Source organism: Bacillus cereus group sp. MYBK139-1, assembly GCF_051916915.1.
GTDB lineage: Bacteria > Bacillota > Bacilli > Bacillales > Bacillaceae_G > Bacillus_A > Bacillus_A pacificus.
In genome coordinates, this window is record NZ_JBQAHO010000001.1 from 1,133,803 (window position 1) to 1,147,265 (window position 13,463).

The following is a 13,463-nucleotide window of genomic DNA, read 5'->3' on the forward strand; positions in this document are numbered from 1 at the left end:
TCTGATTAGTACACACTTAATTCATTATCCGTTCATATAATTATTCATAAGTCCTTCTTTATAGGATCAATAGTTCTTTACAAAATTAATTCCATCACTAGAGCACCTTTATGCGGTGCTCTTTTTTAATTTCTAGAATTTAAAATGGAATATTTGTTCACTTTTCCTTTAATAGTTAATTTCCTTCGCTATTCTTCTGTTAATTTCTTTAAAATCATTTATACAATCAGCATATTCTGCGTAGGTAGTATATTCACAACTACCCGATTCTATAATTCACCTTATTTTTGTTATAATTTTATCTTCTTATACTTTTAATTACATGCTTCTTCCATTACCCCAGATTCCCCTTCCCTTCTTTTATCTTAAGAACAAGCAATTTCTTTCATTAGTACTAAATAAACTAATTTACATACAATTCATGATAAACTACTTTGCGTATTCTCCACATTTAATCAGCATTTGAATTATAAATCTAACATATATTTTTTAGTTGATTGTCATTATGGTACAACCGTGTATACATTTATCAAACAAACTACATAGCTTAAATTAGTAAAATATATAGAGGGGAAGGAAATAGATCTATGAAAGTCATAATTTTGTGTGGCGGAAAAGGGCTTCGGATGCAAGGAATTTTAGAGGATATTCCCAAACCATTAGTTCGAGTTCAAGGAAAACCTCTCCTCTTGCATATAATGAATTGGTATAGAAAATTTGGACATTCTGATTTCATTTTGCCCTTAGGATATAAAGGTGAGAAAATTAAAGAATATTTTATGGACTTTAGCTGGAAAGAGAATGACTTTAGTTTGAATTTTAAAACCAGTCAATATACGCTACTTCAAGAATTAGAAAATTGGAATATACACTTTATAGATACAGGAATTGATACAATGACTGGGGCAAGGCTAAAAAAACTTGAACCCTTTGTACACGGTGAAACCTTTTTATTAACTTATGGCGATGGATTAGCCAATATAGATATTGATCAACTAATAGCATTCCATAAAGAAAAAGGAAAAATTGCTACCTTAACTGGAATTAAAAAGAATAGCCAATATGGCCTATTAGCGGTCGAAAATGGAATTGCTATTGATTTTAAAGAAAAACCATTACTTGATCAAGTAATTAACGGCGGTTTTTTTGTATTTAACAAAGAAATATTCGATTATTTAGGTAATAGTGATGATTGTGTTCTAGAAGAAGACCCTCTCCGAAATTTAATAAAAGATAATGAGCTGGCAGTCTATGAACACAAGGATTTTTGGGCTAGTGTCGATACACCTAAAGATTTAAAAATCGTAGATGAAAGTTGGAATCCTAATAAATTTTAGTGGAGAGGACTGAATAAACATTGAACTTTAATAATAAAAAAATAAGTTTACCTCGATTATATATCCCCTCTAATGAGAAAATAGTTAACCCGCTTTCAACAGAAATGAAAACTTCAAATCTCTCCCCCAAAAATACTCAGAAACAAATTAACTCTCAATTCTATAATCAACAACATGATCTAAATAATCATTTCTGTGTCATTGTAGGTAGTGAATATGTCTTGAAAATCATTGCCTTACAGCAATCATTAATGCAGTACTCAGAAAAATTCACATTGTGGATTTGTTGTATAGATCCTTTTGCATATTCATTATTAAAAGAAATGAATCTAATTAACGTAAACCTTTTACAAGTTGAAGAATTAGAAGACAGTGAACTAAAAGCAATTAAGAGAAAAAGAAAAGTAAATGAATATTGTTGGACTTTAAAATCTGTCTTGATAGAATATTTATTGGTCAATTATGATTTACCATCTATTCTATATTGTGATGGTGATTTATGCTTTTTCTCTGATCCTAATATTATTTTTGAGGAATGGGGTGAACATTCTATTTTCCTTACTCCCCAAAGAGATCGTGATTGGGTAGAAAAAATGTACGGCAAATATCAGGCTGGTCTAATTGGATTTAAGAATGATCTCTATGGACGAAAGAGTGTAAAGTGGTGGAAAAATAAATGTATAGATTGGTGTAGTGCCGAACCTGAGGAGGGAAAATTTGGCGACCAAAAGTATTTAGATTATATCCCTATCTATTTTCCAAAAGTAAAAATTTCCAATAACTTAGGTATAAATGCTGCACCTTGGAACTGTATATATAATAACGATTACAAAATTGATAAGAGTAAAAATGATGTATTTATTGAAAATGATAAACTAGTTGTTTACCATTTTGCATGTATTACTATCTTTACTGAAAATGACTTTGATCTTTGGTCTTTGGGAGCAATTTCAATACCAAACAATATATTAAATCATATTTACACTCCTTATTTAGAAAGAATCCAATTTGTTTTAAAGCAATTAAAAGAAAAATTCAATAAAAATACGAAACAATTTTTAAGTAAAAAAGATATAAATGAAGCTCAAACCTTATATAAAGATTCACAATTAAGAAGAAAAATGAATCAATCCAATCATTTTATGAACTTTTCTATGATTATAAGTAAAGAACGATTAATTCAAGGATTGACCTCTTATTATTCCTTAGAAAATCTCAACACTAAATTTACTGTATGGATTTGTTGTATGGATGATTTAACTTATCAAACATTGGAGAAATTAAAATTACAGCACGCCATACTCATTCCGGTAGAAGATATTGAAAATCATGAACTCCTCAGTATAAAGAATGAAAGAAATTTACAAGAATATTGTTGGACATTGAAATCTCCTCTTTGTCTACATGTCCTTAGTCTTTATCCCGAAGTTGATCACATTATATATTGTGATGCTGATATGTATTTCTTTACAACACCTAATATCATTCTTGATGAATGGTGGAAATACTCTGTATTCCTTTGCCCTCAAAGAAGTTCTACTGAAATTGAAAACATACACGGTATATACCAAGCTGGTTTAGTAGGCTTTAAAAACGATCAAAATAGTAAAGAAATTTTAACATGGTGGAAAGATAAATGCCTAGAATATTGCAAAAATCACTATGATGTTGAAATGAATAGATGGGGTGACCAAAAATATTTAAATCACATTCCTAACATTTTTTCTAATATAAAAATCATGACTCATAAAGGTATTGATGCAGCACCTTGGAATGTAATTTTAAATAGCAGTTCTATATCAAAAATAGATAACAAAGTTCTTATTGATCAAGATGAACTAATTGCTTTTCACTTTGGAAGTATGCAGATTATTAATCCTAATGAGTTCGACTTATGGAAACATGAAACTTTAGAATTCCCTCCCGCGATTTTAGATCATATATACATCCCTTATATTGAACAATTGAACAAGACATGTCATATCCTTCATAACACTTATCAAAAATCCTCATCCCCTTTATTTGCTGATCACATTGATACAACAACAATAAAAAATTATTTTAAATATCCCTCCCCTCTTCACAATTAAGACTGATATTCTCCTTATATTAAAATAAATAATTTTATTCCATCAACTAAAAATACATCTTAATAAAGGATAGATTATCACTATGATTACTTCATTTAAAAACAAAACTTTTCTTATTACCGGTGGATACGGTTTTATTGGTTCTCACTTGGTACGAAGACTTTTAAATTTACAAGCAAAAATTGTTCTTTTTATAAGAAAATCATCCAATTCTTGGAGACTGAAGGATATTCTAAAAAATATTGAAACCTACGAAATAGATATACGAGACAAAAAACAAGTACAAGATGCAATAAAGAAAGTTAATCCGGATTATATCTTTCACCTGGCCGCCTATGGTGTAAATTCTGCCCATACAGACTACGTACATGCTATAGAAACAAATATTATAGGGACATGTAACATAATTCAGGCAGCAAAACTAGTAAATTGCAAAAAAATTATTCATATGGGCAGTAGTTCTGAATACGGCAATAAAATGGAACCGATTCATGAAAATATGCTACTAACTCCTGTGGATATCTATGGAAGTACCAAAGCTGCTGCTACTATATTAGCCCATCAAATTGCAAGCGAAAACAATATTAATCTTATAACACTAAGACCTTTTGGCATATTCGGAGAAGCCGAGGATCCACATAAAATATTCAGCTATATTATCTTGCAAGTGTTACAAAATAAAGATGTAAATTTAACTCTATGCGATCAATTAAGAGATTATTGTTATATAGAAAATATAATAGATGCCTGTATCCTAACAGTAGAAAATACCACTGTACAAAATGATATCTTTAATATTGGGAGTGGTACCATCCATCCCTTAAAACATTATGTAGAATTATTATTCAAACATTTGAACACCAATTCCAGACCAAATTACGGTGCAATTCCCTCTAGAACAAACGAAAGATGGATTCCTGAGGCAGATGTTCATAAAATTAAAGAATCTCTTTCTTGGGAACCTAGAATTAATATTGAAGAAGGCATTATTAAAACTATTAATTGGTATAGAAACAATACACATTTATACCTAATCCCCTAAAAATATGGTACTAAAGGAGGTGGATTGATTGTTAAACAAAAACTTTAATAACGCTTTTTATGGAAAGAAAATTTTAATTACAGGACATACTGGTTTTAAAGGTTCTTGGTTATCCCTATGGTTAAAGGAATTAGGTGCCACTGTAATTGGATATTCATTGGATCCTAAAAATAAAAACGACAACTTTAATGTTACCAATCTTCAAAATGATATAATAGATATTCGCGGAGACATAAGAGATTTTAGTAAACTAAATAAAGTTTTTACAGATTATAACCCTGAAATTGTATTCCATTTAGCTGCACAACCGCTAGTTAAGTATTCATATGAATATCCTAGAGAAACATACGAGGTAAATGTTCTAGGAACTATGAATGTACTAGAAGCAATTCGATTACATGAATCAGCTAAAATAGGAATTATGGTGACAAGTGACAAGTGCTATGAAAATAAAGAATGGCCTTGGGGTTATCGTGAAATTGATTCTATGGGCGGTCATGACATATATAGTTCAAGTAAAGGATGCTGTGAGCTTTTAATTTCTTCCTATCGAAATTCTTATTTTTCAGAAGAAACATTTTCTCAACACAAGAAAATAATTGCAAGCGTTCGAGCTGGTAATGTAATTGGTGGTGGTGATTGGTCAATAGATAGGATTATTCCTGATTGTATACGAGCATTAGAATCGAATAAAAAGATTATTATCAGAAACCCTACTGCTACTAGACCCTGGCAACATGTATTAGAACCCTTAAGCGGGTATTTACTTCTCACAGAAAAGATTATAAATAATGGTATTATTTTTTCAGGAGCATGGAACTTTGGACCATCCCTAGACAATATTGTTCCAGTAGAAAAATTAGTGACGAGTTTACTAGATATTTGGGGGTGCGGGGATTGGACAGCAGAAAATATTGTTCCAATAAACTTTCATGAAGCAAATTTACTAAACCTTGACATTAGTAAAGCAAAATTCAACCTTGATTGGCAACCGAAGTGGTCCCTACAACAGACTTTAGAAAATACAATAGAATGGTATAAACATTATAATTCTTACACCCGTGCAGAGATGCTAAATTTATGTGTTAACCAAATCAAACAATATTCCATGCTTTGAACTATCCCTCTTACTCATACTCACTGAGTATTCCTTAAAGAGGGCTTCTTCTTGGCTAAAATAATAAAGAACACATTAACTTTTATAGTCTAAATTATGAACCTACTATACCAAGAATCATGTGATTGTCCATTAACAATTTTTTTCTTCTGTTATTTCAAATCAATCATAGACATTATACCGTAGAATAAAGGAATCACATATTGTTTTAGTGATTCCTTTGTTTAGAGAGCATAATGCCTTTCTTTAACGACAATACAGTATATGAACTTATTTATTTGTTCTAGTTATGAAAAAAATCTCTTCCTGTCAAAAAAGCTTATTTCAAAGAAAAACTTCCTATCTTCTTCTACTTATCCTATCAGAAAAACAAACAAGGTTAAAATTCCGACAATTATACTGAGCTTTAACAATTTTATACTTATTCCCTTCTTGTAACTACCCCACCAAAGCTCTTGCTTATATATTGAGTCTCTCATTTACTTTCACCAATGGTAATAAATTCATGAAATGTTTATTCTATTGACAAATAACTTATAGAATCATCTTTCCAGAACGATTAAAGGAGATTCTCTCCTTTATGCACCTTATCCCCTACTGGTCTTTAAAATAGTATACCTTCTTCATAAATTCACATAATTTTCAAATATTAAAACTCCAAATGTTAATACTCGTTATATAATGAAATCAAGCCATAAGTAAGATAGTTTCCCTGTTACGAGTAATGAGATAGTCTGTTTTACCTTTTTACATTATCTAAAAAAACTTGTAGGAATTCCTACAAGTTTTTTTCTTTATTCTCTTCTTATTTACATAACCAAAGTTTATACTTTTTTTGTTAAATTCTAAGTACATTCGACATAAATTGATTATTTTTTATGAATTTTATTGAAAAACATTGTAAAATACCTCCATTTTCCCTCCTATTTTGCTATGATAGTTACAATTATATAGAATTAAGATATTTCTATAGGATGGGGGAGTATATAGTGAGTGTTTCAGTAAAGGGAAATGAGCAATTAACCTCTCTATTGAACGACTGGTATCAATCTATGCTATCTCAACAAGTTATAAAGGCTACTAATCTAAAAAAGAAAATTGATGAAAAAATTAATAAGTTAAGCATTGAGCCAAATCAAGAACGTCAGGATCAAAATTTGTTACTATATTACTCACTACTTAAATTTCGTTATACAGTCTTAACAGACAGCCTCGGTATTCAACAAAATAGTTTTGATGCTATTAGTGATTATGATATGCCTACAGACCATTTTCTACGCTTCTATTATCACTTTTTCAAATCCATTCATTCTACTTTTATATCAAGCTTTACTGAGGCAGAGGAACATTATAAACTTGCAGAAAAGATATTAGTAGATATTCCAGATGAAATTGAACATGCTGAATTCTACTATAGAATTGCTACTTTTTATCACCATACCTATAACATGCTCGCTTCTATCGAATACGCAAATAAATCGAAAGCAATCTTTTCAAAGTATGAAGGTTATGAAATAAAAACAGCTTTTTGTAATAGTTTGCTAGGTGGTTGCTGTATCTATTTAAAGCAGTACGAACAAGCAGAAGAATATCTACATTGTGCAATTGAATTACTACAGAAGAATAAGGAAGAAGATTCTTTGTTATACGTAAAAAGTACTATGGGGTGGCTGTATTCTGATCAAAGTATGTCTACGTTAGCTATTCGTCATCTTTCAGAAGTAACAGAAAAAATTCCTACACACTTCAAGGCTATCTTCCTACAAGCTAAGGAACATTATAAATTAGGAGAACAATCGACAGCTAGCAAACTCATTGATAAGGGATTACAGATTTGCAGAGAAATTCATAACGAAGAATACATTCACCACTTCTCTATTTTAAAAAGATTAAACGAAAATATTCCATTGGAAGAATTAGAAAAAATCATTCAAGAAGGAATCTTATACTTTGAGGAAGAAGAATTATGGGAATATGTTGTCGAATACGCTGAATTATTTGCCACAAAATGTAGACAATTAGAGAATCACCAAAAGGTAAGTGACTATTTCCATATTTGTTACCAAGCAAGACGAAAATCAATCGAAAAAGGAGTGTTAAAATAATGAAAAAAATCAGCCTATTATTATCAGGTATTGCTTTTATTGGGGTTCTAACGGTGGGAATTTCTCAATTTTCTAAAGCGGATCAGTTTGCTACTCATGGACATTACCCTGCTCCCACATATAGTGTTGGTGATCATGGTGGTGCACCACAACAAACTTAATGTAAGTGTATGTAAAGACCCTTCAAATGAAGGGTCTTTACATATCAAAATATGTATTGTTCTTTTTGGCTACGCCAAATCAAAATTCTTCTCTCACCTGTCACCCTACACTCTCCTAAGGCAGGAGAACTCTCTCGGAAAAATCCGTTAAATAATAGAAATAGACTAACTATTATATCTATCAACTCTTTATATGCAATATTACATGCGAAGTGCCTTAAATATTTTGTTATACTATGTATGTGGATTTTTCATCCGAAAATCCTCTTAAACGCATATTTATGTATATGCCACCCTAATTGATGAAAGTGAGAAGAATGTTTATCATTTTTCTCACTTTTTTTATTTAAATTGTGGGCTTGTACTTAATCCTTTAGTTATCTTAAATAATAAAACCTCAAAAAGAGAATTCACTTTTCAAACACAACCTATCGAATGAATTATTGTCTAATAATACCACGTCATCTTTATCAACTCATTTTAGAATATTTAAACAATAATTTTATATACAAGTTCTGCATAAATTATTTATTTTCATTTATATGAGACCTATATTTTTAATTCTGATAAATTATTAAACATTGAATTATTATACACAAACCAAAAAACACGAGGTATTTTGTAGAATTTTGTCTATCAATATGTATGTACACCCTTATGTAGTGGATATAGACTGTGAGTTGTAAGGAGGTACCTTACAAAATAATGAAAAGGAGATTATAAAATGATTAGATTAACGCAATTCTCAAAGTTAGCATTTGCAACATTAATTGTGGGAAGTAGTTTAAGCGTATTTGTGTCGTCACACAGTATACAAGCTGACACCTTAGATCGTAATTACCAAGACACTGTAAAATTCATACCACCTACTAGTGCTCTACAAACATTGGAACAAAAAAACACTATTGTTCCAGAATCAAAAGTTATTAAAAACCATTATGTACAGTACTCTAAAGCACATTTCCAAACTAAAGAAATTATACCAAAAGAGATTTATTATTCTTCAGAAGGCTTTAAGGGCTATATACAAGCAAGTGCCGTTTGGGATATGGGAGATCATTTCGCAACACTATATTCCGGAACCGTTATTCGATGTTAGACTTTTATTCCCTTTTCTCCTAATGCTTATAATAATCGATAGCTCACTGCTAATACTGTAATAGTTATTGTTCAAAAAATAAACCACAAAATCTTTTGATTTCATGGTTTATCAAATATAAAGATAATGCTAAACGAATACTCTAACATTACCTTCCCCAAAGTTAATTATAGAGTATTTTCCACAAAAAGACACTCTTGTAGTGTCTTTTTTATAATATTTTGATTTACTCTCATTTTACTTTTGGTAAACTCAGATATGTAATAATACATATTATTCCCATTGTATATTATGATATACTTTCATTGTGAGCTGATACATAAGTTTCTTTAGATTAAAAAACTAAAACCTCATTCACCCAATTTTGGGGCGCCTTATGGCGTCTTTTTTTATACCCTTGAAGTAAAAAACAGGACCGTAAAATCATTGTTCAAAAAAATTGTATACATTAACAAGAATTCCACCGACTAACTCTTATTTTTTACGACTATTTATTTGTTTCAACATAATAATTTTTCATCTCGTATATGCAATAGACAATGATAGCTAAACTCCAACTGACACCATAGTAATCATGTGTGTAGAAGTCATAACCTGCCTTAATACCTTTTTCCATTACAACCAATGTAAACCCTAACGCCACCCACTTGTTAATTTTCATCTTAATATACGTTATCGCTATAATTATTAAAAATAAAATATTTGTAAGGTAGTTTATCATTAGCTCATATTTTTGAATGTATACTGCCATTATACAAGCAGTGATATTAGTCGCAATACCAAAGGCAACCACGGCTCCCCAAATCCTGTCCGAAATTCCCACCCCTGATTCAGTCCCTTCCCTAATAACATTCTTTTCCTTAATTCGTTCCTACACCCTATTCAAGATATGCTGTATTATCCTTGTCTGATGAATATCTAATTATCTTTTCATATAGTGCAAACAAAATTTCCTCACATAATTTTCTCTTTATTAGGCAAACTAGGTTTAAGCCGTTTGAACTAGCGGCTTCACTCTTCTGGTAATGGGATAGTAAATTTACAGTAATTGACTAACTCATTCAGTCCATTGGCACTGGCAGGCAACAAAATTGTTGTCTGCCATTTTCATGTATACTTTTTCTAATTTTATTCCAAACCATATGTTTGCTGTACTGATTTTGAAAAGGACGGAATTTGATTTTGAATATGTAAAAAAGACAAAGCTCCTTCCACTTTTGGTATAGGGCTTTTTCTTTTTACATATACTATTTTTGAGCCTTTTTACCAATACGTGTCCTATTGGTGTCTTGAATTCCTCCTAAAGGGGCGGCAGATACGACTGCATGCCCTTTTTATTTATATTGCGCTCTATATCCAATAAACCAAATAAAAACTAAAAATGCACTATTACATATTCTGTTCAGTCTAGATTATGTTAAAATTTCTTATGTTGTTTATTTCATAATTGAATTATGGTTTCGTATCTAATTCAGCAATATGCAAGCTGTATCCCAAAAGAAAAGACACCCAAAAGGTGTCTTTTCTACTTTTTATTCAAAAAACATTTTTCTTTTTCAGGAAATTCAATTATTCCACTAACCTAAACCTCTTATTTAAAGACATTTTGATCACGGTTCTCAAGAGTTTTCATCTATATTAACATGCAAATAGTTCACTTCCAAATCATATTTCCACCACTATATTTGCTTTCTCAAAGATTTTCTGCCTTGTTCTTAATTTTGTCAAAATCCTCATATAGTTATACAAAAAATATATGCTATTATGTTTTTAAGAAACTATGTGTTCCCTTAACCCTATATCCGGCCCTGTATTTTTTACAGGGTCTTTGTTTATTTTATTTACTTTCATTGGCTATATCAATTAAAATCGTTTAAATGTTAGTTAGTATTTGAAATGATAAACCTATTAGGCTTTTTAACAAATGAAATTTATTATTAGATTTCTAAATCTATACTGCACTAAGCGATAGTTAACACTATACACATAGTGTTAACTATCTTAATTGAATATTGATAATAGTAAGTATAAACATTATCAATTTACTATATCTTACATTTATGTAAAAATAGATGTATGTTAAGCTTTTTCAAAATCTTTCCCCTAATAAAGATTTGAAGTAGCATTTCATGATTCTCCTTACTGTTAATATGCCTTGAAAAAGAACCCAATAGGGTTCTTTTTCTTCTGATTACCTTTAGAATTGGAGTATTGGGTACTTTCATGTGTGCTGCTTCAACAGGGAGAAATCCGTTCCCTTGTAAAGTTGCTTTTGGAATCATTGATACTAAATTCCATGTAGAATTCAAGTGAAAAAGGAGCAAATTAAATTGCTCCTTTTATCGTTATAAGATTTTTAACTTCTATCCTTAAACACACTATCTAGGATCCTATCCTAGAATCTGAATTTAAATCTTAAATCCACCAATTAATTCTTGAAGTTCTTCGGCCATCTGTGCTAATTGTATTGCCGAAGAATTTATCTCTTCCATCGAAGCATGTTGTTCTTCAGATGAACCAGCTATCGCTTGCATACTTGAAGAATTCTCTTTCACAGCCATAGATATTTGATTAATTGATGTATCGACTTTCATTGCATCACTTGTCATTTTATTTGATAATTCCACCATACCATGTACTTTTGACACAATATCATTTGCAGATTTTGAAATTTCATAAAAACTTTGTTTTGTATCATTCGCAACTTGAATTCCCGACTGCACTTCAACGCCTACTTCATTCATAGCTTTTACAGTCTCATGTACATCTGCTTGTATTTCATTAATTAAACTTCCAATTTCCATTGAAGATTCGGATGATTGCTCCGCTAACTTCCTGACTTCATCGGCAACAATTGCAAATCCACGCCCCTGTTCTCCTGCTCTAGCCGCTTCAATTGCTGCATTCAATGCTAATAAATTTGTTTGTTCTGCAATAGTTTGAATTGCTTCTAATATACTTCCAATTTGCTGCGATTTCTTATCTAATAATTTAATTACATTATCGGATTGAGAAACAGAATGATGTATAGACTGCATTTGCGTTACAGTTTGTTCTACTAATTGTTCACCCTCATTGGCTTTTTGTTTTGTGTATAAGGATGAGGCCGATACTTCAGAAGCATTATCTGCCACGCATTGAATGTTTCGTGTTACCTCACCAATTAATTTCGCTCCCGACGCAACTTCATTATTTTGAACTTCTGCACTATTTGATATTTCTTCCATTTCTTTTGTAATTTGTTCTGTCGCAACACTTGCTTGCTCCACGCTAGCGGTTAGTTCCTCAGATGAAGCTGCCACATGTCCTGCAGATGTATTAATTCGAGAAATTATATTACGTAACGACTCTGCCATTGTGTTGAAACTACCACCTAATTGACCCAGTTCATCCTTTGAACGAATATCTATTTTCTCAGTTAAATCTCCCTGACTAATTCTTTGAGCTGAAATAACTAATTGCCTTAATGGATTAATAATAGATTTAAGAATGAAGAAGATAACAATTCCACCTAACAACAATGAAGACCCTATTATAGTGAGCGTTTTATAAAAAATAGGATTGGTAGCCTCTTCAATTTCTTTCGTAGGCATTACGCCAGCTATTTTCCAACCTGTTTTTTTGTTTGTATTAAAGCTTATGTTTCGATCCTCGTCATTAAGAGTATAAGTAATTACTCCATCTTCTTTCTTGTATAGTTCATCTGCTAATGATTTCTCTAATTTCTCCCCTGGCTTAAGTGTAGGATGAACAACTATAGTCTTGTCTTGACTTACTATAGATACAAAGCCTTGTTTTCCTATTTTTATCATTTTAGATGTTTTTACAATATCATTAATATTCAAGTCAACACCAATGACACCACTTTTATCAGCATTTTGCTTTGCAATTGCTATTACCATATTTCCTGTAGCCTTTGATTTATAGGGAGACGAAACAATAATCTCTCCATTAGCTTTTACTGCATCCTTATACCAACTACTTTCTAACGGATTAAATCCTTCTGGTACTTTTCCAACGGGGGCATGAATAAATTGATTATTACTAGATGTAGTATAAATTGTTTCTATCTCTGGATGTAACTGTATGTATTGATCAAATTTACTTTGTACATTTTGCAATTGGTCAGCATTATAATCCCCTTGAGTAAGTATCTTTGCAAAATGAGTTACATCTCCATATTTATTTTCTAATTCATCATCAACTATCTTATTTAAAATACTTACATTATCTTTCGCAGTTTGTAGAATTGTTTCATTAAGATCTGTTTTTGCTTTATCATAAGATGATACTCCTACGATAAGACTTGGTATAATTAATATTGCAATAAATGCCATAGACAACTTCGTTTTAAGCTTCATTTGTTCCAATCTTTCTTTTATATTAAACACTAGATGCTTCTCCCTTTCATTTTTACTACTGATATAGTTTATTTAAATTTTTCTCCTTTATTTTTTCCACATTCATTTATGGTACCTTTCGAAATGAAACCATAATCACATCCTATTATCT

Annotated in this window: 9 protein-coding genes; 7 read left to right on the forward strand and 2 right to left on the reverse strand. The window is 30.8% G+C overall.

The window, feature by feature from the left end; genetic code table 11:
- The first annotated feature begins 587 nt into the window (after window positions 1–587).
- From ACTFRS_RS05775 to ACTFRS_RS05805, 7 genes are all read left to right on the forward strand, one after another.
- Window positions 588–1,337 (forward strand): sugar phosphate nucleotidyltransferase, encoded by a 750-nt coding sequence (locus tag ACTFRS_RS05775; RefSeq protein WP_139869098.1) that lies wholly within the window; start codon window positions 588–590, stop codon window positions 1,335–1,337.
- Window positions 1,338–1,357: 20 nt separating this feature from the next.
- Window positions 1,358–3,427, forward strand: a complete 2,070-nt coding sequence (locus ACTFRS_RS05780) for a glycosyl transferase (RefSeq protein ID WP_139869099.1) — start codon at window positions 1,358–1,360, stop codon at window positions 3,425–3,427.
- An 82-nt stretch (window positions 3,428–3,509) separates the two neighbouring features.
- On the forward strand, window positions 3,510–4,469 hold the full coding sequence (locus ACTFRS_RS05785; protein ID WP_139869100.1) for an NAD-dependent epimerase/dehydratase family protein: 960 nt from the start codon (window positions 3,510–3,512) through the stop codon (window positions 4,467–4,469).
- 28 nt (window positions 4,470–4,497) lie between these two features.
- Complete coding sequence (gene rfbG, locus ACTFRS_RS05790; RefSeq protein ID WP_139869101.1) at window positions 4,498–5,586, forward strand: CDP-glucose 4,6-dehydratase; 1,089 nt, start codon at window positions 4,498–4,500, stop codon at window positions 5,584–5,586.
- 989 nt (window positions 5,587–6,575) lie between these two features.
- Window positions 6,576–7,691: a tetratricopeptide repeat protein gene (locus tag ACTFRS_RS05795; RefSeq protein WP_139869102.1), complete on the forward strand. Its 1,116-nt coding sequence runs from the start codon at window positions 6,576–6,578 to the stop codon at window positions 7,689–7,691.
- Window positions 7,691–7,852, forward strand: a complete 162-nt coding sequence (locus ACTFRS_RS05800; protein WP_088065107.1) for a hypothetical protein — start codon at window positions 7,691–7,693, stop codon at window positions 7,850–7,852. The genes ACTFRS_RS05795 and ACTFRS_RS05800 overlap by 1 nt, the downstream gene beginning before the upstream one ends.
- A 724-nt stretch (window positions 7,853–8,576) precedes the next feature.
- Complete coding sequence (locus ACTFRS_RS05805) at window positions 8,577–8,951, forward strand: hypothetical protein (RefSeq protein WP_139869103.1); 375 nt, start codon at window positions 8,577–8,579, stop codon at window positions 8,949–8,951.
- A gap of 487 nt (window positions 8,952–9,438) precedes the next feature.
- Here the strand turns inward: ACTFRS_RS05805 and ACTFRS_RS05810 are convergent, their stop codons facing one another.
- A complete protein-coding gene (locus ACTFRS_RS05810) occupies window positions 9,439–9,774 on the reverse strand; it encodes a hypothetical protein (RefSeq protein ID WP_139869104.1) in 336 nt (111 codons plus the stop codon).
- Between the two features lie 1,585 nt (window positions 9,775–11,359).
- Window positions 11,360–13,342 carry a methyl-accepting chemotaxis protein gene (locus ACTFRS_RS05815; protein ID WP_440023969.1) on the reverse strand — a complete coding sequence of 661 codons (1,983 nt, stop codon included), beginning with the start codon at window positions 13,340–13,342 and terminating at the stop codon, window positions 11,360–11,362.
- Window positions 13,343–13,463: the final 121 nt, after the last annotated feature.